Consider the following 21,582-nt stretch of genomic DNA (forward strand, 5'->3'; position numbering starts at 1 on the left):
CCCCTGTTTATCAGCAAATAATTTATCAGCAAATAGCGTATTAGCGGATCACGTTATAGATCGCAGTCTGGATCGCCAGCCACTGGCGGGTGCTCTCATCAGGCTGCGCTTTATTACGGATCTTTGCCTGCTCGGTTTCGTAGCGCTGGCGCTCTACCACGGCAGAACGGGTACAGAAGGCGCGCAGGTAATCTTTCCGTTGCCCGGTAAGCTTCTCTCCGTTTAGCATCGCGTGACTGAGCGTCGCGGTAAAGCGACGGCAGGGGCGCGGCTCAACCATCTGGCGCTGGTAGCGCAGTAGTAGGGTCAGCACCTCATCATTGCCTGCCGACAACGCCTGCTCGGTCCAGGAGAGCTTCCAGTCCATTCCCCCCTTCAAAAAGAGCTGCGCGATGCGGGTATCGTTGCGGTCTATCGCCGAGCGAAGATTGCTCTCATCCCACGTGATGCCCATCCGGGTCAGCTGCATCCGTGAGGTAGGCGTGTCTTGCTCATTTTGCGTGTTGGTCAGCACCTGCGCCTGAGCGGGCGGCTCACTTACCGCGCGAGCGGGAGGGGTGCTGTTTATCAACATAACGCCGCCGACGATGATCATCAGCACCATCACGCCAACCGCGCCCCAGAGAATACCCGAGACCAGACGGATACGCTGCTCCGGTGAGCGAACGGCACGGCGCTCGGGTCGCTCAATATCTTCACCCACCTCGAAAATATCTCCTCCCGCGCCCGCCTTTTTAACCGTCCGCGCTTTAAACGCGTTCAGCTCGTCCACGTCGGTGGTTAACAGGCTGGCCGGATTAACGGTGGTGCGACCTTCGTTGAAGGCGCGCTGAACCGGGGCGGCGATCTGCGGGTAGTAGGTGTCCAGCATAGTCAGCTGGATGGCAGAGAGTGGCTTCTGCGCGGTAAGGGTATTACGGATCTGCCGAATATCATTGAGCAGGGTTTGCAGGGTCTTGCGCGGGTCAGCAAATAGCGTTAGTACCGAACTGTCGTTAAACAGCGAAGCGTAGTGGCGGGAAAACTCTTTTTTATCCACCAGCATCAGCGCCAGCTCGCTAAACAGCATTCCGCTGAGCACGTCGTTGCGCTCCCCCAGCTTTAACCAGCGGCGCACGCGATCCTGACCAAACTGCGTTTTCAGGTGGTTACGTAGCTTGACGCCATCCGGCCAGGCGGCATAAACCAGCCCGCTAATCATCAGCTCCAGGGCGCGCAGCTGGGACAGCCCCTTGAGCTGGGCTTCGCCGTTGACCGTTTCGGTAGAGGTGGGATAGGTCAGCAGAGGCTGCTGCAGACGAAGGTGCTCCAGCGCGGCGACAAAGCGCAGCGCGGCAATCAGCTGATTTTCACTGACGTCCTGTCCGCTTTCATACTGAGGAACCAGCTGCTGAAGATGGCGTAGCTGCATGGTGAACTGCGTTAGCTCGGCATCGTTGAGCTTCAGGCGTTGCGCCACTGCGCCCCAGCCGCCAAGGCTCTGGCGGGCGTTCTCCAGCTGCTCCAGAAACCAGCGCGGATCCTTCCCTTCACTTACGCGAACGTCCAGCAATAACAAAATTTCGATAGACGCCTGGCGAATAATCCCGATGCAGGTTTCAAATTGTTCGCGATTCCTGAGCGATGTGCTGTGTGTCATTATTTTCCCTTAACCACAATTAACGAAAGTTAATGCCAGCCGTCTACGCAGCTTAATTTTTCTTAGATTCCAGTGAGTTAAATCATAAGCCACTTTGTATTAAATATCAGTGATGGAGGTAATAAAAGAGAAAGGGAAATAAAACAGAGCATTCCTTATCCAGAGCGGAATTTCCTATGCCAGGCTTAGTGCAGAGATATTTGAGGCACATGCGAAAGGAGTATCTATGAAGAAAATGTTACTTGCCGCCACGGTGGCCGCCTTATTCACCCTTCCGGCACTGGCCGAAGACACACCGGGACTGAATACGGATAAAGCACCGCCGCCGCCGCATAAGCTCGACGACGGCTATCGCGGCATTGAAGATGCTCGCACCATGAACGTTAAACAGGCGCTGGACATGCATGACGGGGGTTCTGTCTCCCTGCGTGGGCACCTCACCGCTAAAAAAGGGAATGATATGTATACCTTCCGCGATAAAACCGGTGAGGTCGATGTTTATATTCCTATGGCGGTCTTTGACGGTCGAGAGATCGATTCCGATCAGCTGGTTGGCATTAGCGGCTCGCTGGATAAGAAACAGAAGCCAGCCCAGATTAAAGTGCACCGCCTGCAAAAAGAGTAACTTACCCGATAGGTCGGGCAGCGCTAGCGCTGCCCGGCATGCTACACCCTTACAGGAACATCCCGCCTGACACCTCGACGCGCTGAGCGTTCATCCACCCCAGCTCATCGCTTAGCAGGGCCACTATTGCGTTGCCAATATCGTCTGGTAATCCCGTGCGGCCCAGCGCCGTTTGCGCGGCGACGAACTGGTTTAGCTGCTCATCATCACGTACCCGACCGCCACCAAAATCGGTTTCAATGGCCCCCGGTGCAATGATATTCACTGAGATCCCGCGTGCCCCCAACTCTTTCGCCTGGTAACGGGTTAACACTTCCATCGCCCCTTTCATCGCTGCATATGCGGCGTAGCCCGGCAGCGCAAAGCGGGCCAGCCCGCTGGATACGTTCAGGATCCGCCCGCCGTTTTTAATCAGCGGTAACAGGTGTTGGGTCAGGAAGAACGGCCCCTTGAAATGGATGTTCACAAGCTGGTCAAACTGCGCTTCGGTGGTCTCCGCAAAGGCGGCGTTTATACCGATCCCGGCATTGTTTATTAAATAATCAAAGGTGTCGCACTGCCAGGTCTGTTTTAGCTGATCCTGTACCTGGCGGGCGAAGTTTTCGAAGCTGCTGCTATCGCCAACGTCGAGCTGCAACGCCACGGCCTTCGCGCCTTTCAGCGCAATTTCACGTACTACGGCAAGGGCATCCTCCTCACGACTATTCCACGTCAGGATAATGTCCACGCCCTTCTCGGCCAGCTTCAATGCGGCATTTTTTCCCAAACCACGGCTGCCGCCGGTCACTAAAGCAATACGATGCGTCATAAGAAACCTCATTTCTGATGGTGGGTGATTGAGAAAGAGCTTATTAAGTGATAGATAATCAATAAAGCCTGCTGAATACGCTTCACTGTTTCATTGATGACAACAATAGGTGGCAAGGATGGATAAAGTTTACGCAATGCAGCTTTTCGTTCGTGTTGCGGAGCTGGCGAGCTTTTCCCGCGCCGCCGACTCCCTTGGCGTGCCGAAAGGCAGCGTCTCGCGTCAGATCCAGAGCCTGGAGAACCATCTCGGTACCCAACTGCTGCACCGGACCACGCGCCGGGTTCAGCTCACCCAGGACGGTATGGTCTACTACGAGCGCGCCAGGGATCTGCTCTCTAACCTCGATGAGCTGGACAGCCTGTTTATCCACGATCCGGCCAGCATCAGCGGCAAGTTACGGGTAGACATGCCGGTGGGGGTGGCGCGTAATCTGGTGATCCCGCGTCTGCCCGCCTTCGTGCAGCAGTATCCCGGCATTGAAATTGAGCTCAGCAGCAGCGACCGACTGGTAGATGTGGTGCGCGAAGGCTTTGACTGTGTGGTGCGCGTTGGCACGCTGAAAGACTCCGGGCTGATCGCTCGCCCGCTCGGCAGGCTGTCGATGGTCAACTGCGCCAGCCCCGCCTATCTGGAACGTTTTGGCTATCCGGAAACGCTGGAGGATCTCTCTTCCCATGCGGTGGTGCACTACGCCGTCCATCTCGGCACGCGGCCGCAGGGCTTTGAATTTTATCAGGACAATACCACGCGGTGGATCAAAACCGGCGGTATCCTGACGGTCAACAGCACCGAGACCTATCATGCGGCATGCCTGGCGGGACTGGGGATTATCCAGGTGCCGCGTACCGGCGTGCGTGATGACCTGCGCCAGGGCACGCTGGTAGAGATCCTGCCCCAGTACCGTGCCGAGCCCATGCCGGTGTCGCTGATCTATCCCCATCGCCGTAACCTCTCCCGGCGGGTACACCTGTTTATGGAGTGGCTGACGAGCGTTATGAAGGATTACGTCGATTCACCCGCTTAGGTGATGAGGGTCTATAATTTGCGGTACATCACGCTAAGCAGAGAAGGAAGCCGTATCGATGACCCCGGAAAATAGCGCCAAGCGACCGGTCCCGCACCTGGACTACGAACCTGTTAAAAAGGTCGATACCACCGATAAGCCCGAATCTGAGTCAGAGCCGTTGCTGAGCGGCAAAGCGGAGGGCGTGGTAGAGACGGTCACCGAAGCGGCAGGGAAGATCCAGCGTCGACCAATGGTAGCGCACCTGATCCGCGCCACCGAGCGCTTCAATGACCGGATGGGCAACCAGTTTGGGGCGGCCATTACCTATTTCTCATTCCTGTCGATGATCCCCATCCTGATGGTGTCGTTTGCCGCAGCGGGTTTTATCCTGGTCTCCCACCCCACGCTGTTGCAGGATATCTTTAACAAGATCCTGCTCAACGTCAGCGACCGCACCGTGGCCGATACGCTGCGCAACACGATAAAAACCGCCGTCGAGCAGCGTACCACCGTCGGTATCGTTGGTCTGGCGGTCGCGCTCTACTCCGGCATCAACTGGATGGGCAACCTGCGTGAGGCGATTCGCGCCCAGTCCCGGGACGAGTGGGAGCGCAAGCCCCAGGACAATGAGAAGATCTGGGTAAAATACTTCCGTGATTTTATCTCCCTGATTGGCCTGCTGGTCGCGCTGGTGATCACCCTCTCTATCACCTCTATCGCTGGTGCGGCGCAGCAGATGATCATCTCTGCGCTCTATCTGGACTACATCGACTGGCTTAAACCGGCCTGGCAGCTCATTGGCCTGGCGATCTCTATCTGCGCTAACTTCCTGCTCTTCTTCTGGATCTTCTGGCGGCTGCCGCGCCACCGTCCACGCAAGAAGGCGCTGATTCGCGGTACGCTGATTGCGGCGGTAGGCTTTGAGGTGATTAAGATCATCATGACCTGGACCCTGCCTTCGCTAGTGACCTCTCCGTCAGGCGCGGCGTTTGGCTCGGTGCTGGGCATCATGGCCTTCTTCTACTTCTTCGCCCGCCTGACGCTGTTCTGCGCGGCGTGGATTGCCACGGCAGAGTACAAAGACGACGTCAAAATGCCGGGTAAAGAGACCCTCTAACCACACTATTGGGCTGAATCAAAACGCAAAGTTTCAGCCCAATTCCCCATTTCAGCATTAAAAACCACTCCGTAACTTTTATTTAACCAATAACTGGTTTTATCTGCTGATATCTCATTTCTGTGAAGCATTTCATAGATGTGAAAACTCAGGCACGAAAATTATTCACTTTTTGCCGTTTTTATCACCGCCTGCCTGCCCTGTTACAGATTGAAATGTCGCTTTTGCTGTGCGTAATATGGCCCTTCGTTCGCCAAAAATAAGAAAATTCTATGCAAGCTACCGCCACAACGCTCGATCACGAACAGGAAAGCCCCCCGGTCAACTCGCGTAATAAAGTTGTCATCGCCTCGCTCATTGGTACGGCGATTGAGTTTTTCGACTTCTATATTTACGCCACCGCGGCGGTCATCGTCTTTCCGCACATCTTCTTCCCGCAGGGTGACCCGACGGCGGCCACGCTACAGTCGCTGGCGACCTTTGCTATCGCCTTCGTGGCACGTCCAATCGGCTCTGCGGTATTTGGTCACTTTGGCGATCGCGTCGGGCGTAAAGCCACGCTGGTGGCGTCCCTGCTGACGATGGGTATCTCTACCGTACTGATCGGCCTGCTGCCGAGCTATGCCACTATCGGTATTTTTGCTCCGCTGCTGCTGGCGCTGGCGCGCTTTGGTCAGGGTCTGGGTCTCGGCGGTGAGTGGGGCGGCGCAGCGCTGCTGGCAACCGAGAACGCCCCGCCCCGCAAGCGGGCGCTCTACGGCTCCTTCCCGCAGCTGGGCGCACCCATCGGCTTCTTCTTTGCTAACGGCACCTTCCTGCTGCTGTCGTGGCTGCTGACCGACGAGCAGTTTATGGAGTGGGGCTGGCGCGTGCCGTTCATCTTCTCCGCCGTGCTGGTGCTGATCGGTCTCTACGTCCGCGTCTCCCTGCACGAGTCGCCGGTGTTCGCCAAGGTCGCCGCAGCCAAGAAGCAGGTGAAGATCCCGCTGGGCACGCTGCTGACCAGGCACATGCGCGTCACCGTGCTGGGCACCTTTATCATGCTGGCGACCTACACGCTGTTCTACATTATGACCGTCTACTCCATGACCTACAGCACGGCACCTGCGCCAGTGGGCCTTGGATTACCGCGTAACGAAGTGCTGTGGATGCTGATGCTGGCGGTAATTGGCTTTGGCGTGATGGTACCGATTGCTGGCCTGCTGGCGGACGCCTATGGTCGTCGCAAGAGCATGATCGTCATCACCTCGCTGATCATTATCTTTGCGCTGTTTGTCTTCCCGCCGCTGCTGGGTTCAGGCAGCCAGGCACTGGTGATGGCTTATCTGCTGATTGGCCTGAGCCTGATGGGGCTGACCTTTGGCCCGATGGGCGCGCTGCTGCCGGAGCTGTTCCCGACGGAAGTACGCTATACCGGGGCATCGTTCTCCTATAACGTCTCCTCCATCCTGGGTGCGTCGGTGGCACCGTACATTGCCGCCTGGCTGACCGCCAACTACGGCCTGTTCTACGTCGGCGTCTACCTGGCGGCCATGGCAACCCTGACGCTGATTGCGCTGGTGCTGACCCACGAAACCAAAAACCAGTCTCTGTAATAATGAAAAAGCCCGGTAGCGTTAGCGCTTACCGGGCCTACCCCTCCTGACGAATTCCTTCAGAACCGCCAGTTCAGGCTTACCACAAATACTGAAGGGAAAATGATCCCTGATTCCACACCAAAGTAATGGGTAAAATTATACTGAACCGCATGATAGATATAGGGCGCGAAACCGACGCCGGTGATATTTTTAAATGAGTGATAAATGCCCTCATCACCGCATTTGCTAAATTCGTCAAAAAAGAATTCGCCGGTATATCCGTAAATACCCTTAAAAACAATGTTATCTTTTTCCGCCCAGTCTTTTCTGACACCAAGAGAAAGGCAACGATCCCCGTAGCTGTTTCTCATTGTCCCAACGAGCAAACTGTAATCGGGGTGGTCAGGAAGTTTCTTTTCGATTGAATAGAATTCATTATCAAACTTCTCGGTGTATTGACCATGATTCCCAAGCAGATGGTAGACAAATGAGCCCGTATTAAAAGCAATGGTCTCTTCGGCCTGTGCAAAAGTCGTTACCGCCAGGAGAGCTGCTGCAGAGAAGTTTAAATATTTAAAGCGTGAAGGCATTGTGAAGCAATATCTTGAAGTGATTTAACATGGCAGTAGCGTAGCAGCCATATAGTCAACCAATCCAACACGGTCACCACCGAACCAACGGAAATTCTGAAACTGAGACTGTTCTTACCACCGTTGCACGTCATCACATTAAAATAGCAAAAGCCCGGTAAGCGCTAACGCCACCGGGCTTTTTCATCCTGCTCTCCGGCTTACTTCTTCATCTGCGCCAAAATGTTCCGGCACTGATTCTCCTGGCCCTCTGACGGAGAGATCAGCGCCAGCAGCGCTGCGGCCGGGGTGACCAGCGTTGCCAGGGCTGCCGCTACCGCACCGCGGGCGATCAGCGGGCCGGCCTTCACGCCCGCCTGTGGGTCCTTGAAGCTGCCACGCACGTAGAGCGGCGAGCGCAGGGTCACGATACGGATCCCCTTACTCTCTGGGTTGATGGTGAGATCAAGCTGCTCTGAGGCGAAGCTGGCGGTGCCGGTGACGTTGATTATCGCGTTTTCGGTATCGAAGGCGAAGATCTGTGGACGCGCCACGCCGTTGACCAGGTTCAGGTTAGCAGCGGCACAGTTGACCCGCACCTCATCGTCACCGAAAATCTGCCCGACGATAAAGTTCCCGACATTAAGGCCGAGGATCTCCATCAGGTTGCGGCTGACCACGCCGTCATTCATCAGCAGTTTTAAATTGCCGTTGCTTGTGCCGAGCAGCGCGGCAATAGAGTTACCCGTCCCGCGGAACTCGGCATCGCCGTTCATCTCGCCGATGGTTTTCTGCATCAGCTCCACATCCGGCATCAGCTCTTTCAACTTCAGCCGACGAGCCTGAATGTCCGCCCGGCCCTGCATCGGCTTCTTATCCCCTTCAAGATGAATATTGGAAGAGATGGTTCCTCCCGCCAGGCCAAACTTCAGCGGCTGGAGGCGCAGGTCTGCGTTCTTCAGGATGATATGGGTTGAGAGATCGCTGATCGGCAGGGAGCTGCCGTGCTCAATACGCCGCCCTTTGAAGCGCACGTCGGCATCCATGGTATCCCACTTGTCGGTTTCGAAACGATCGTACGGCAACACTTTGCCTGCGGGCTGATTGCTCTTCTCGCCCTTCTTCTCCTCAGACTGCTTCGACTTCTCAGCCCCCTTCCCGGAGTCGACGCCAATCAGCGGACCTAAATCCGCCAGACGCAGCTGGCGCGATTCAAGATCGCCCTCCAGTTTTGGCCGAGGCTTACCGGTGGTGTAGGTCAGGGATCCATGAATATCGCTGTCGCCGATGCGGCCGTTAAAGCCACGGTAGTCATAGACAGAGCTCTTTTCAGCGTCGATTTTCGCCACCAGCCGACCGTCGGTTTCAAACGGCGGCGTATCTGGCAGCAGCACGCCGGTGAGATCGTACAGCTCGCCCAGCGAGTTACCGGCAAACTTCAGCTTCAGGTCGACCCCGCCCATCTTCATCGGGTCGCTCACCGTACCGGAGAAGGCCACGCGGGTATTGCCAGAGCGGAAGTCAGCCTGCACCGGGAAAGGCGTCCCTTCGCTACGCAGCGCCAGCATGCCGCCAATTTTACCCGTACCGGTCACCTGTTGACCGTTGTAGTGACCCTTCGCTTTCAGGCCAAACACATAGTCGCCTACTTTGGCGTTTTTCTCTTTATCGCTACCCGTCACTTCGCTAAACGGCAGCGGCTTGCCAAGCGGATCGATCAGGATCTCAACGTCAGCCTTGCTGACCTTGTCATCGACCGCCACGCGGCCCTGATCGAAAAGAATATTGTCGAGGCGGAAGGACCAGGCCGACGGCGGCGCATCTTTATCTTTCGGCTCGTCGCTGCCTGCCAGGTTAAAGGTCCAGTTGTTGGTTTTTTCCGACAGGCGGATCAGCCGCGCGTCCGGCTTCTCAAACTTCACCCACGGCAGGTACACGGTTTTGGTCAGCAGCGCCAGCGGTGCCAGGGTGGCTTCAACCCGTGGCAGGTGCACCATGGTGATCTCAGGGATATCGGGCGGGTTGCCAAGGATCACATCCTCGGCATGCACATGCGGCCACGGCACCCAGCTGCGCCAGCCGGTCTCCTGCTTCTGCCGCTCCCAGACCACACCTAAATCACCGCGTATTGCAAAGGGACGATTCAGCTCAGTGGAGACCTTCTCATTGATAGTGGGTTTAAGACGGTTCCAGTCAAACGTCGCGATAATGATGATGGCCACCACGATCAGCAACAAAAGCGTTCCCAGGACGGCAGTGATTACCTTACTTGTTCTTGTCATGCTTGCATCCTTCCATTCTTGCCTTGCCTGTCATAAAGATAGCTGAGCCTGAGAGAAAGGAGTGCAACCTGATGTTATAGAGCGAGAATAACGCTTTCGAGGTTTGCCAGCGGTGCGGGACGAGAGAGGAAATAACCCTGTGCGGCAAAGGCCGGTGACGCCTGTACGTCGTGCCACTCCTCCAGCGTCTCTACGCCTTCCACAATCACGCCCTGGCAATAACGATTCATCAGCTGCAGCAGCAGCGTAAACAGGTTGCGCCCTTCCGGCGTCTTACGCAGCATGATGAACAGCTCGCGGGCCACTTTGATGTAGTCGTAGTGTACTTCGCTCAGCGCAGAGAAGTTCGCCATCCCGGTCCCGAAGTCGTCCAACCACAGCGGGCCAATTTCACAGATCGAGGCGAAGGAGGAGTCCTCCGGCAGGCGAATATGCTCAACCAGCTCGAAGCGCAGCCACGGCAGCGTCTCAACCAGCGCCATCATTTGCGGGTTCTGGCGCATCGCCAGCAGCGTTGGGCCGTCGACGTTGACCGAGGCGAGCACGTTATTCTGCACAAAAAAGGCGTTTTGCTGGGCGAGGAGGTTGATCTGCTCCAGCATGACATCCAGACGCTGACGGACCGCGACCTCCGCAAAGTAGCGGTCAGGCGCAATACGCTGGGATGGATTATCCGGGTGCGTAACGATCGTTAAGACTTCGATTGCCATCAGGCTGCCATCCACGCGATAGATGGGCTGGTAAGTGTAGGCACGTTCACATTGCAGCCAGTAGCGCCGCTCTTCCAGGCTTTCGATGCTCGCCTCCGGAATGCTTAGCCGCTGGATAACCTGCTTCAACTTCATTGTCAGATGTCCTGTAATAGAGTGAGTGACCTGGCGGAACTCGTCTATGAGTTATCGGCGCGGCGGGTGAGAACTTTATGTTCAATCAAGCAGCAAAATAAAATTGTGTAGCGGGAATCTGCACTTAACACGCGCTAGCTCAAAAATTTATTGGAACGTTGTTTTAATATGATTGACCACGCAGCATGCGCAACGCACACTACTCCCAATATTTATCCGACTCAGGTTGATGACTATGTCCAGTAAAATTGCCGTCATTGGCGAATGCATGATTGAGCTGTCACAGAAAGGCACAGAGGTGAACCGTGGCTTTGGTGGCGATACCTTAAATACCTCCGTTTATGTTGCCCGCCAGGTCGATCCGGCCGCGCTGACGGTACACTACGTTACGGCGCTGGGGACGGATAATTTTAGCCAGCAGATGCTGGATGCCTGGCAGAGCGAAAGCGTCGATACCACCCTTACCCAGCGCATGGAGAACCGTCTGCCGGGTCTCTACTATATCGAAACCGACAGCACCGGCGAGCGCACCTTCTACTACTGGCGTAACGAAGCCGCAGCCAAATTCTGGCTGGAGAGCGAGCAGTCTGCCGCTATCTGCGAAGAGCTGGCGAACTTTGACTATCTCTATCTGAGTGGGATCAGCCTGGCCATCCTGAGCCCGGCCAGCCGCGACAAGCTGCTCTCCCTGCTGCGCGAGTGCCGCGCCAACGGCGGCAAGGTGATTTTTGATAACAACTACCGTCCGCGCCTGTGGGCCAGCAAAGAGGAGACCCAACAGGTCTACCAGCAGATGCTGACCTGCACCGATATCGCGTTCCTGACCCTTGATGACGAAGATGCGCTGTGGGGCGAGAAGCCCGTAGAAGAGGTGATTGCTCGCACCCAGGCCGCTGGCGTCAGTGAAGTGGTGGTGAAGCGCGGAGCGGACTCCTGCCTGGTGGCTATCGCCGGTGAAGCGGTGATTGACGTGCCGGCGGTGAAGCTGCCAAAAGAGAAGGTTATTGATACCACTGCGGCGGGTGACTCCTTTAGCGCGGGCTACCTGGCCGTACGCCTGACCGGCGGCGATGCCGAGGCGGCGGCACAGCGCGGTCACCTGACCGCCAGCACCGTGATCCAGTATCGTGGGGCGATTATTCCCCGCGAGGCAATGCCGAACTGATCGACTGGCATTTCCGGCCCCTGCCGCTGGCAGCGGGCCGGTTAAACCGCACGGCGCTACCGCTGAGCGGGAGGAATATCCGTCACGTCCTGATGCACCTCATCGCTGGCAGGCACAAGGGCAGACGTTTCGGCATTCATCACCTGGTCCCAGGTGGCCTGCAGCTCCTTCATATTAAACTCCGGCTCGCCTTTCGGCTGCAGCAGCACCAGCGACTGATCCTGGGTCAGCTGCTGGCGCAGGCTCTGGTTCAGCATCTCGGTCGTCAGGCCATTGAGGAAGTTCTGGCGCAGCCTCTGGTACTGTTCAGGGGCAATATCCACGACCTGGTTTTGCAGAGAGCGCATACGCTGGCTGATCAGCACGTCGGTATCGGTGCGGGCGTAGGTCGTGAAGAGCCTTTGCAGCTCCAGCTTCTTCTGGGCAATCAGGGCGTTAAACTCATCCTCTGACAGGCCGTTGTCGCGTACCTTCTTCAGCTCGCGGGCAATCATCGCGAGATTGGCGCTGAGCTTATCGGGCGCGGAGTCGACGTTAATGGCGCACTGCGCACGCTGGAACAGCACCCGGCAGTCGAAGCCGAGGCCAATATCTTTTGCGTTATTTTTGGTCAGGGTCTGCTGGAGATGCCAGAACAGCGCCTCTCGAGCCACGTCTGCCCGCCAGTAGCGCTCCAGCGCGGCGGATTCACGAATCGGCTGCCACGGCACGTCCCACATCAGCGAGAGCCGATCCTGGCGTACGGCGTCGGTCATGATGCTCACCGGCTCGCGCGGCAGCGGAGAGAGCGTCGGCACCGGAGCAGGCGTCTCTCGTTTCCCCTTTAGATCGCCAAAGGTTTTATTGATCTGTTCGCCAACGGTGCGGCTATCGATATTCCCTACCACAATCAGCGTCATCGCGTCCGGGGTATACCACTTCTGGTAGAACGCCTTCAGCTGGGCAGGATCGACCGGCTTCTTCAGCGGCGAGGCGGGATCGTGTCCCAGCAGGGTCGACCCTTTCAGGCGGTAGCGCCACCAGTTATCTTTGGTCTCTGGTGGCCAGGTTGCCACCATATCGTCGCTATTCAGGGCGTGATTTACCGTTTCCGGCGTCACGGTGAGCTTGCCGGTAATGTCCGAGAGGTAGACCAGCGCCTCTTTCAGCAGGTCGCTGCGGTTATTGGGCAGGCTGAGATTAAACAGCGTGAAGTCGTAAGAGACCAGCGCCGGAGGAAGCGGGCGCTTGGGATCGATGCCCTGCTGCCAGAGCGAGCGCACCTGCGCTGGCTCAAGGCTGCCGCTATTGGACAGGGCGATACGTGGAATAAAATGGCTAAAGCCGCTCTGCTGGGTGCTCTCCGTCAGCGAACCGGTATTCACCAGCAGGCGGATCTCAACCCGATCGCTGGGGCGCTGCGGCGTACTTAACACCTGCCACTGAAAACCGTTTGCCAGTGTCCCCTGTTGCCATGCCGGGTCGGGCTGGAGCGCATCTGCCTGCACGTAACTGGCTGCGATCATCAGCAAACCGCCAGCTATGAGTCGAATTTTTGTGCCCTGCATGTAAACCCCTGATCAACATTCCTGGTTAAAAGACCGCCTGCAACCCAGGCCGCCTAAAATGAAGTTTTAACACTCCGTGTTAGACAGCCAAAAAAGCAAAACGTCACACCGGGAAGTAAAAAATAGGGGGTAATTATGCGCAGGTGCCCGCGCCCCTACAAGGGACAACGGGCATAAGTCAGCAGATTATGAGGAAATTTCGCCTGTTTTGCCGTCTGGCGCACGGTTATTAAGGGTATCTTTCAGCTGTTTGTGGTCCAGCTCTTTCACCCATTTTGCTACCACGATGGTCGCCACGCCGTTGCCGATCAGGTTAGTCAGCGCTCGCGCCTCAGACATAAAGCGGTCGATACCGAGGATCAACGCCAGCCCGGCCACCGGCAGATGCCCTACCGCCGAGAGGGTCGCCGCCAGCACGATAAAGCCGCTGCCGGTAACGCCCGCCGCGCCTTTCGAGGAGAGCAGCAGCACCACCAAAAGCGTAATCTGATGGACAATATCCATATGGCTGTTGGTGGCCTGGGCGATAAACACCGCTGCCATTGTCAGGTAGATGGAGGTGCCGTCGAGGTTAAAGGAGTAGCCCGTGGGAATAACCAGCCCGACTACGGATTTACGGCAGCCGAGCTTCTCCATCTTATCGAGCATACGCGGCAGAGCCGACTCGGACGACGAGGTGCCGAGCACGATCAGCAGCTCTTCGCGAATGTAGCGGATAAATTTGAAGATGCTGAAGCCGGTGGCGCGAGCGATGCTTCCCAGCACCACCACGATAAACAGAATACAGGTGGCGTAGAAGCAGATGATCAGCTGTCCGAGCTGGATCAGGGTCCCCACGCCATATTTACCGATGGTAAAGGCCATGGCCCCAAACGCGCCGATGGGCGCGAGGCGCATGATCATATTGATGATGCCAAAGATGACCTGAGAGAAGCTCTCGATAACGTTAAAGATCAGCTGACCTTTGTGGCCAAGACGATGGAGGGCAAAGCCAAACAGCATGGCAAACAGCAGTACCTGGAGAATATTGCCGCTGGCAAACGCGCCGATAACGCTGGAGGGGATCACATCCATCAGGAAGGCGACAGTGCCCTGCTGCTCTGCCTGGGCAGCGTAGACCGCGACCGCTTTGGCATCCAGGGTCGCGACATCAACGTTCATGCCTGCGCCCGGCTGTACCACGTTGACGATAATCAGACCGATGATCAGCGCCAGGGTGCTGACCACCTCAAAGTAGAGCAGCGCCACCGCGCCGGTGCGGCCCACCGCTTTCATGCTTTCCATGCCTGCGATGCCGGTCACCACGGTACAGAAGATCACGGGGGCGATGATCATTTTAATCAGCTTCACAAAGGCGTCGCCAAGCGGCTTCATCTGTGCGCCGAGTTCAGGGTAGAAGTGACCGAGCAAAATACCGATAGCGATGGCGGTCAGCACCTGAAAGTAGAGGCTTTTAAAGAGTGAGGCTTTCATAGAGGTGTCCTTGAATTAAAAACCACAGGCATTGTAGGGTTAGGTCGCCTGCGGTCTTAAAATAACACTCCAACAACATCGCAGAAATAAACTTACTCTAAATTTGAAACACAAATGTTAAGAAATTTGAGCTGGCTCGCACAAGTGCAATGATTGCTACGCGCTGCCGTCCAACATACGGGAAAGATTATGCTGCTGCTCAAACGCCTCCGGCGCTACCGCACGGCCAAACAGATAACCCTGGGCCATTTCCACGCCCGCTTCCTGAAGCCAGACGTGCTGCGCCTCGGTCTCAACGCCCTCAGCAATAACATCCAGATCGAGACTGCGGGCCATATGAATTATTGACGAAACCATGCTGCTGTCCTCCGGCAGGCCCTTAACAAAAATCTTATCGATTTTCAGCACGTCTACCGGCAGGGACTTCATATGCTGGAGCTGACGCAGGCCCGCATAGCCCATGCCGAAGTCATCCAGCGCAATACGTACCCCGGCGTTGCGCAGCGGACGGAGGATTGCCACCGCCGCGTGTGGATCGTCGATACGACGGCTTTCGGTCACCTCAAGGATCAGGGTGCCGGGCGCAATCTGGTAGCGCTCCAGCAGCCCAAGCAGATCGCGAACCATATCCTGGTGCATCAGCTGCAGCGCCGAGAGATTCACCGACAGCGGCAGCATAATGCCCCGCGCCTGCCAGGCCGCGAGCTGGCGGCAGGACTCCTCCAGCACCCAGTGGCCGACAACGATCATCAGCCCACAGGACTCGATGGTGTCAATAAGCCCCTCTGGCAGCGCCCAGCTACCGTCCGGCTGCTGCTGGCGGAGCAGCGCCTCGGCGCTGACCACCTCCCCGGTAGCGAGATTGACCTGCGGCTGTAGCCAGATGGCAAACTGATGGTTATCCAGCGCGTTTAAGATATCGCTCTCTTGCGTCAGCCGCTTCTGCGCCGTCGCCATCTGCTCGGGGTCAAAGAACTGGATCTGGTTTTTGCCTTTACGGCGAGCAGAGAGCGCAGCCGAGATAGCCCGCCGGTAGAGCTGCTCTGCGGTCACGTCGCCGTAGAACATGGCGATACCGATGCTGGCGCTCGGGCGCAGCTGAATGCCCTGCACCGGCAGACGCTCATTAATAACAGTGAGCACTTGCTGACCCAGCGTAATGGCGTGCCACGGCTCGCTAGCGCCGTTGCCAATAATGACAAAGGTGTCCGTGCTCGCCTGCGCCAGCACCATACGCGGGGCCAGCACCGACTTCATCTTCTCTACCAGCGTCAGGAGCAGCATTTCGCGCTGGCTCTCTTTCAGCACGCCCGCCGTATCCTGGAGGGTTTCACAGGCGATCACCATCAGCGCGGTGGTTTTTTGCCGGGCCACGGTCTGCTCCAGCAGCGCCATCATAAAGGCTTTATTGGGCAGCTCCGAGATGGGGAAACGCGTCGCCTGGCTGTTCAGCTCTTCATGCTGGCGCAGCACCATCTGCTGGTTGCGGTTATAGCCGCGCACCAGCATGCCGATCTCATCGTCATGATGGTGACGGGGCAGCGCCAGCTGGTGCCCCAGCTGATCCTGGGGCGACAGGTCATTGAGCTCGCGGGCGATCTTGCGCAGCGGGCGGATAATCAGCCGGCTGATGCACCACGTGAGCGCCACCGTCATGATCAGCACTAAAAGTAAGTAAGTAGTGACTAACGTTGAGACGGTGCTCATCACGAACTTGTACATGCGGAACGAGTCCGCCTGCAGCACCAGATAGGCCAGCGGCTGTGGGTTGGAGGGGCGCTCCATAGAGTAGATAGGCAGTGAGATCTGCACCGGCAGCTCAAACAGCCGGGTGATGGTCACCGGAACCGGCCGCTCAGGAATAAAGCTCATGCGCAGGGCCTGGAACTGATTCGGCAAGACAACGTCCGCCCGGCTGACCACGCCCGCGGGTTGGATACGCTTAAGGATGGCCTCCGCGTCGGCGATATCGCCTTTCAGGATGGCAGCGGACAGCGGCTCACGCACCGAGCGCGCGATGCTCTCCATCTGCGTGCCAGTGTTGTAGCGATTCTGCTGCACAAAGTGGAACAGCAAAATCACGCAAAAAAGAAAAATAAACACCATGGCGACGATCGAGACCATCGCCATCTGTTTAATGGTTAACGAACGGCTAACGCGCAAATTGACTCTCCAAATACTCCGTGTCCGCAAAAGTAACCGACGGCTACCTGCCTGCTGTCAGAGTATACTCGATTCTGACAGCAGATTAAGACCGGGATAGAGAGCCTTGCGCGTTACCAGTCGGCGTAAGGCGTCAACACCTGCGGCGGCGAGTCCATATCGCCTTGCCAGCCCGCCTGGGAGTAGCGGACGTAGAGCATGCCGTGGCTCGGGGTATAATCCTCCGCCTGCTGAATATCGATAGCCGCGCCAACGGACCAGTTAGAGGTAATGCGACGCTCAATCAGGGCGCGCGCCGTATAGCCAAAGCCGTTGCTTTTAGAGCCAAACTCTTTCTCATCCGCCGCCCGAGCACGATAGGTGTCCGGGATCAGGTTAAGCTTGGGGTAGGTAGCCTGGGTACTGGTGGCCGAGTGCGACCACGAGACCGAACCACCCAGCTCCCACGACCAGTTCTCGGTGCGTTCACGCCAGGTGACCGGCACGGCAAACGAGAGATATTTCTGCGGGCTGTAGTAGCCCCCCTGGCCCAGCGAGTAGCCACTCAGATCTTTGTCGTAGTGCCAGAGCATATTGTTCAGGCCGACGGTGACACGGCGGTTATCTTCGTTGACCAGCTTGTAGTAGTAGCCCGACATCCAGCGCACGCGCCAGTTGTCATCCACATTTTTACCGGTGAGCGTGTCGGCGCTCAGGCTCGCCCAGACGCCATGCGCTTCGCCCTGGTCATAGCTCAGGCTCACCCCACCGCCGGTTGACCGAACGCCACCCCAGGTCTTGCCGGTGCCGCCGCGATCGTTGCTAGTGTCGCGCTCCTCGTCATCCGGAGCGTCCGGATCGTCCGGAGCATAGTAGTAGCTGGAAGCATCTTTCTGACCGCCGAAGGCCAGCAGGGAGCTGGAGATCGGACGACGATGCACATCCAGCGTATAGCCTACCGGGCCGAGATCGTTGCTGTAGCTCAGGCTGCCGACGATATCCACCACCCTGAAGCCCATCGGCGTGGTGCCGATATCCCCCGCCCAGGTGTCGTTGCGCCAGCCAACCGCAATGCTTGCCCCGCCGTCGGACTGGCTCTTATCACCGTTAACGCAGTTAAGCTGGCCGCAGGTCCCCCAGTTGGGATCGTATAGCCCGTTCTCATCGGTGGCGAAGGATCCCACGTCCATATTGACCACGTCGGTACGGAAGAACATCCGGCCATCGGCAAGCGGCGCATCGGCCTGCAGCATAGTGGTATTGGCTTTCAGATCGGAGTAGCCGCCGGTCCCGCTGGAGCCCCAGTAGTCATGCTCAAGCGTGACGTTGAGATCCTGCTGACGGTAGAGATCGGCGGCGTCGCTGCGCAGGCCGCGCTTCAGCCAGTCATCGCTGGCATCGTTACGCGTCTGGCGGGTAAAGGTGTCGTTATCCCGGGCGGGTACTGGCGCAATGCCTGCGGCAACCATCGCCTCGTTATAGCTCGCCAGGGCTAGCTGCGGCTGGCCGTTGGCCTGCTGGAAGCGGGCGTAGTCACGCAGCACCAGGGCGCTGTCCTGCGACGGCGGCAGAGCCTTCGCCTCAGGCACCAGGGTGTCGTAGGTGCGCTGGGCCAACACCTTGTCCCCCAGCTGCGACCGCACCAGCGCCATTCGCCGCTGCATGTTGATAGACGGCGGCTCGGTCTGCGGCATCTCGTTCATTGCTGCCAGCTGCTGGCGCGCCGCAAGTGGATTGCCCTCGGCAATCGCCACCTCTACCAGGCTCAGACGAGCATCGCCGTTAGCCGGTTCACGGGCCAGCACAGTTTCGTACCCGGCTCGGGCAGTAGCGTAATCACCGCGCTGCTGCGCCCAGTCTGCGAGAGTGAGATCGATACGCGTAGAGGCGGGCTGCTGCTTAAGCAGGGCTTCAGCCTCTGCCTCCTTGCCGCTGTCGCGCAGGCGGTTGGCGGTCTCCAGCAGCTGGTTGCCCTCAAGGCGGCTCGCCAGCTCCTGCATATTGCTGTCCCATTTGCTGCGCGGCAGGGTGTTAAGGTGCGCCAGCGCGGCACGATCCTGGTCATTGCCGGAGAGATAGAGGCTGTAGGCGTAGACCTGAGTAGGATCGTTAGGCTGGCGGCGAACCAGATCGCGCATCTGCGCGTCGGCCTCGGCGTGCTGTCCGGCGCTCCAGAGATCGCGGGAGAGGCGGTAGGCGATCCAGACGCTGTCCGGATCGCTCGCCAACCGACGGCGCTGAATTTCTGCCGCCTGCGCCCAGCGCCCCTGGTTCTCCAGGGTTTCAGCCTGCTGCGCCAGCCGGTCGTTGGCAAGACTGCGCTCAATGTCATCCACGCTGCGGCGCTGGCTGGCAGGGAGCGCGGCAATCCAGGCGGAGGCTTTTTCCGGCGACTGCTCGCGATAGAGATTAGCCAGGCCGCGAATCGCGTTGCTGTTGCCGCTGTCCATGCGCAGCGCCTGCTGATAGTAGCGTTCGGCGGCGGCGCTGTCCTTGCGGGCCACGGCGGCGTCCCCCAGGCCCAGCACCGCGTAGCTGTCGGTGTTATCCACCGCGCGCGCCTGCTGGTAAAGTCGTTCCGCCTGCGCGGGATTATTGGCCTTCAGCGCGGCGTCACCCTGCTGGATCAGCAGCCAGTAGCGGTTAGTTTGCAGAAGGCTGTCCCACTTGCTGCGGTTGCTGCTCTGCGGCGCAAGGGCAATGGCTTTCTCTAGCAGGGGAACGGCACGGGCGCGATCGCCCTTTTGCGAATAAGCCTGCCCGAGCGCCCCGGTGGTTTCACCGTCGTTCTGATCGGCATTCAGCGCCTGCTGCAGCGAGGCGATAGCCTGTCCGCCCTGCCCGGCGTCCACCGCGGCCAGTCCACGGGAGCGGGCACGAAACGCCGGATCGGCCAGCTGCTGCTGCTGTTTCGCCAGCGTCGCCCGGGCGGTCTCCACCGTGTCGCCGTCGCTAAACTGGTTCAGGAACTGTTGCAGCGCCTGCACGCTGGCATCGCTCACCGGCATGTTTTGAATCTGTTGATACCAGATGGCGGCCGCCGCTTCGCGGGTGGTGCCCGACTTCGCCATCTGTCGCAGGACGGTATAGCCTTCGTCGCTGCGTCCGCTGGCAAACAGCAGCTGCGCCAGCGAGTTTTGTAGCTGAGGGTTGCCAGGATAGCGGTCGTTGGCGCTCTTCAGCTGAGTAATGGCCTGGCTACGCCGCTCGGGAACCTTTGCCACCAGCGTCCAGTACTCGGCAGCGAGATCGCTCTCCGGCGGGTTACCCTGCAATAGCTTGTCGTAGGCCGCGATGGCCTCCGCCGTGTGGCCGGTCGTCGCCAGCAGCCGCGCCTCCTGCAACCCCTGCCGCCCTTGCGCGGTAGAGAGCGTCATCGCGCTTTGCGCTTCGCGGTAGGCCGCAGAGTTGGGCGCAAGCTGGGCGAGCCGATCGAGCTGCTGCTGAGCGCCTGCGGTGTCGCCCTGGCGCAGCAGATAGCGCTGGCGGGCGGCAATCACCTCGGGATTATTGGGATCGATAAGTTCCAGCCGGTAGAGCGACTGGCGCACCAGATCCTCACGACGGGTCGATTCGCCGAGCCGAACCTGCTCCAGCAGCTGTTGCTGTTGGGCTGTCGGGGCCGCATACGTCTTTGGCATCAGCGCGATGCCCAGTGATAAAGCAAGTAAGCGTAGGGTTAGCGTGCGCATTCCTGGCCCCAGTCAGGTTGGAGTTCACCTTGGGAGGTGAAACGAAAACGGTGCTCATCCCAGCCCTGTCCGAAGAGGGTAAGCACGTAGCTGTAATAGGCGTCGCTGCCGGGCGGGTTATCGGCAACGCGCTGGCGCAGTACCGCTTGTGCATCGCGGTTTTGCATAAACGGCAGCAGAGCGGCAGAGAAGCCCGTCGCGCCGTTGCCCTGAGCCGCACCGGTTGTCACGTTGACCTTCTCCGGCGGCACGCCGTTTTTCGCCGTTATTGCCGCCATTGGCTTAAGGCGCGCCAGCAGACGATTTTTTTGCAGATCGCTGTCGTGCATCATCCCTACCCACAGGTAGACGCGGATGGCGTCGTAGCTGGAGACCAGCTTGCTCTCCGGCTTCAGGTTCCAGCCGCGATTTTTCTCATAGCTTACCCAGTCCGGGGAGAAGCCTTTGGGGGCGGTCTCCAGCAGCAGCCGCAGATTAGTCTCCCGCAGCGTGGTCCAGGGCGCGCCAAAGCGGGTGAGATACTGCGCCACCTGCGGCGGCAGATAGCTGGGGTTAAAGCGCCAGCTCTCTTTCTCGGCGAAGCCAATTTTACCCGGCAGCAGCATAGAGCCCAGCCCCGGCACGCTCACCACCTCTTCGCTGACGATATGCTTGAGCAGCCCCTGGGCCAGCGCGGTATAGCGCGTCTCTTTCCACAGGCGTCCGGCTTCAAACAGCGACCAGACGATCCAGATATCGGCGTCGGAGGCAGAGTTAGTGTCCAGCACGGCCCACTCCTCTTCCCCCTTCTTGCCCCACAGCCAGGCGGGAAGATGGGCCGCGAGATCGCCCTCGGCGAGGTTATCCTCAGTCCAGGTTAAGATCGTGTCAAAGCCGGGACGGTCGTTGGCGGCAAGAGCAAAAAACAGCCCGTAGCTCTGCCCCTCGGAGGTAGTGATCTTCCGGGCGTCGCTGGGATCGATCACCCGGCCACCGTCGCTGAGGTAATCTTTTTTAAACTGCAACCAGGCCGGCCAGCTACAGGCGGCGTGCGTACTTGCCGCCGCCAGCAGCAGGGTGGCCGCTATCGCGCCACGCAGTAAGGTTTTCATG

15 protein-coding genes are annotated in these 21,582 nt (G+C 58.3%); 5 read left to right on the forward strand and 10 right to left on the reverse strand.

Features of this window, described 5'->3' with window-relative positions:
• Positions 1 to 40: 40 nt before the first annotated feature.
• Positions 41 to 1,639 carry an STY4199 family HEPN domain-containing protein gene (locus NR795_RS16200; RefSeq protein WP_257758740.1) on the reverse strand — a complete coding sequence of 533 codons (1,599 nt, stop codon included), beginning with the start codon at positions 1,637 to 1,639 and terminating at the stop codon, positions 41 to 43.
• A 226-nt stretch (positions 1,640 to 1,865) separates the two neighbouring features.
• Between NR795_RS16200 and NR795_RS16205 the strand changes: the two genes are divergently transcribed.
• Positions 1,866 to 2,264 (forward strand): YdeI family stress tolerance OB fold protein, encoded by a 399-nt coding sequence (locus tag NR795_RS16205; RefSeq protein ID WP_222889305.1) that lies wholly within the window; start codon positions 1,866 to 1,868, stop codon positions 2,262 to 2,264.
• A 49-nt stretch (positions 2,265 to 2,313) separates the two neighbouring features.
• On the opposite strand, the gene NR795_RS16210 is transcribed toward NR795_RS16205, so the two are convergent.
• Positions 2,314 to 3,072, reverse strand: coding sequence for an SDR family NAD(P)-dependent oxidoreductase (locus tag NR795_RS16210; RefSeq protein ID WP_257758741.1), 759 nt, complete (start codon positions 3,070 to 3,072; stop codon positions 2,314 to 2,316).
• A 118-nt stretch (positions 3,073 to 3,190) separates the two neighbouring features.
• Between NR795_RS16210 and NR795_RS16215 the strand changes: the two genes are divergently transcribed.
• The 3 genes from NR795_RS16215 to NR795_RS16225 all read left to right on the forward strand — a co-directional run bounded on the left by NR795_RS16215 (position 3,191) and on the right by NR795_RS16225 (position 6,793).
• Positions 3,191 to 4,099 (forward strand): LysR family transcriptional regulator, encoded by a 909-nt coding sequence (locus NR795_RS16215; protein ID WP_257758743.1) that lies wholly within the window; start codon positions 3,191 to 3,193, stop codon positions 4,097 to 4,099.
• A gap of 58 nt (positions 4,100 to 4,157) precedes the next feature.
• On the forward strand, positions 4,158 to 5,198 hold the full coding sequence (gene yhjD, locus NR795_RS16220; RefSeq protein WP_257758744.1) for an inner membrane protein YhjD: 1,041 nt from the start codon (positions 4,158 to 4,160) through the stop codon (positions 5,196 to 5,198).
• A 272-nt stretch (positions 5,199 to 5,470) separates the two neighbouring features.
• Positions 5,471 to 6,793 carry an MFS transporter gene (locus NR795_RS16225; protein ID WP_144817958.1) on the forward strand — a complete coding sequence of 441 codons (1,323 nt, stop codon included), beginning with the start codon at positions 5,471 to 5,473 and terminating at the stop codon, positions 6,791 to 6,793.
• A gap of 59 nt (positions 6,794 to 6,852) precedes the next feature.
• Here NR795_RS16225 and NR795_RS16230 read toward each other — a convergent pair whose 3' ends face one another.
• The 3 genes from NR795_RS16230 to pdeH form a co-directional block, all read right to left on the reverse strand.
• A complete protein-coding gene (locus NR795_RS16230; protein WP_144817957.1) occupies positions 6,853 to 7,365 on the reverse strand; it encodes a hypothetical protein in 513 nt (170 codons plus the stop codon).
• A gap of 200 nt (positions 7,366 to 7,565) precedes the next feature.
• Positions 7,566 to 9,626: an AsmA family protein gene (locus tag NR795_RS16235; protein ID WP_257758745.1), complete on the reverse strand. Its 2,061-nt coding sequence runs from the start codon at positions 9,624 to 9,626 to the stop codon at positions 7,566 to 7,568.
• Between the two features lie 74 nt (positions 9,627 to 9,700).
• Entirely contained in the window at positions 9,701 to 10,471 is a 771-nt protein-coding gene (pdeH, locus tag NR795_RS16240; protein ID WP_144817955.1) for a cyclic-guanylate-specific phosphodiesterase, read from the reverse strand.
• Between the two features lie 235 nt (positions 10,472 to 10,706).
• On the opposite strand from pdeH, the gene NR795_RS16245 reads away from it, so the two are divergent.
• The gene (locus NR795_RS16245) at positions 10,707 to 11,636 is read left to right on the forward strand and encodes a sugar kinase (protein WP_257758746.1); all 930 of its coding nucleotides are present in this window, start codon (positions 10,707 to 10,709) and stop codon (positions 11,634 to 11,636) included.
• Positions 11,637 to 11,692: 56 nt separating this feature from the next.
• On the opposite strand, the gene NR795_RS16250 is transcribed toward NR795_RS16245, so the two are convergent.
• From NR795_RS16250 to bcsZ, 5 genes are all read right to left on the reverse strand, one after another.
• Positions 11,693 to 13,183, reverse strand: a complete 1,491-nt coding sequence (locus tag NR795_RS16250) for a pitrilysin family protein (protein WP_144817953.1) — start codon at positions 13,181 to 13,183, stop codon at positions 11,693 to 11,695.
• Between the two features lie 186 nt (positions 13,184 to 13,369).
• Complete coding sequence (locus tag NR795_RS16255) at positions 13,370 to 14,656, reverse strand: dicarboxylate/amino acid:cation symporter (RefSeq protein ID WP_257758747.1); 1,287 nt, start codon at positions 14,654 to 14,656, stop codon at positions 13,370 to 13,372.
• 156 nt (positions 14,657 to 14,812) lie between these two features.
• Positions 14,813 to 16,819, reverse strand: a complete 2,007-nt coding sequence (gene hmsP, locus NR795_RS16260) for a biofilm formation regulator HmsP (protein WP_257758748.1) — start codon at positions 16,817 to 16,819, stop codon at positions 14,813 to 14,815.
• 113 nt (positions 16,820 to 16,932) lie between these two features.
• Positions 16,933 to 20,490, reverse strand: coding sequence for a cellulose synthase complex outer membrane protein BcsC (gene bcsC / locus NR795_RS16265; protein WP_257758749.1), 3,558 nt, complete (start codon positions 20,488 to 20,490; stop codon positions 16,933 to 16,935).
• A complete protein-coding gene (gene bcsZ, locus NR795_RS16270; RefSeq protein ID WP_257758750.1) occupies positions 20,478 to 21,581 on the reverse strand; it encodes a cellulose synthase complex periplasmic endoglucanase BcsZ in 1,104 nt (367 codons plus the stop codon). The genes bcsC and bcsZ overlap by 13 nt, the downstream gene beginning before the upstream one ends.
• Between the last annotated feature and the right edge of the window lies 1 nt (position 21,582).

Source organism: Pseudescherichia sp. L3 (assembly GCF_024656065.1).
Taxonomy (GTDB): Bacteria; Pseudomonadota; Gammaproteobacteria; order Enterobacterales; family Enterobacteriaceae; genus Pseudescherichia.

Bases quoted from the DNA above. Each gene is read 5' to 3' on its own strand.
- NR795_RS16205 (WP_222889305.1), top strand. From the start codon at position 1,866: ATGAAGAAAATGTTACTTGCCGCCACGGTGGCCGCCTTATTCACCCTT.
- bcsC (WP_257758749.1), bottom strand. From the start codon at position 20,490: ATGCGCACGCTAACCCTACGCTTACTTGCTTTATCACTGGGCATCGCG.
- yhjD (WP_257758744.1), top strand. From the start codon at position 4,158: ATGACCCCGGAAAATAGCGCCAAGCGACCGGTCCCGCACCTGGACTAC.
- NR795_RS16225 (WP_144817958.1), top strand. From the start codon at position 5,471: ATGCAAGCTACCGCCACAACGCTCGATCACGAACAGGAAAGCCCCCCG.
- bcsZ (WP_257758750.1), bottom strand. From the start codon at position 21,581: ATGAAAACCTTACTGCGTGGCGCGATAGCGGCCACCCTGCTGCTGGCG.
- NR795_RS16250 (WP_144817953.1), bottom strand. From the start codon at position 13,183: ATGCAGGGCACAAAAATTCGACTCATAGCTGGCGGTTTGCTGATGATC.
- NR795_RS16215 (WP_257758743.1), top strand. From the start codon at position 3,191: ATGGATAAAGTTTACGCAATGCAGCTTTTCGTTCGTGTTGCGGAGCTG.
- NR795_RS16210 (WP_257758741.1), bottom strand. From the start codon at position 3,072: ATGACGCATCGTATTGCTTTAGTGACCGGCGGCAGCCGTGGTTTGGGA.
- NR795_RS16230 (WP_144817957.1), bottom strand. From the start codon at position 7,365: ATGCCTTCACGCTTTAAATATTTAAACTTCTCTGCAGCAGCTCTCCTG.
- NR795_RS16245 (WP_257758746.1), top strand. From the start codon at position 10,707: ATGTCCAGTAAAATTGCCGTCATTGGCGAATGCATGATTGAGCTGTCA.
- NR795_RS16235 (WP_257758745.1), bottom strand. From the start codon at position 9,626: ATGACAAGAACAAGTAAGGTAATCACTGCCGTCCTGGGAACGCTTTTG.
- NR795_RS16255 (WP_257758747.1), bottom strand. From the start codon at position 14,656: ATGAAAGCCTCACTCTTTAAAAGCCTCTACTTTCAGGTGCTGACCGCC.
- pdeH (WP_144817955.1), bottom strand. From the start codon at position 10,471: ATGAAGTTGAAGCAGGTTATCCAGCGGCTAAGCATTCCGGAGGCGAGC.
- NR795_RS16200 (WP_257758740.1), bottom strand. From the start codon at position 1,639: ATGACACACAGCACATCGCTCAGGAATCGCGAACAATTTGAAACCTGC.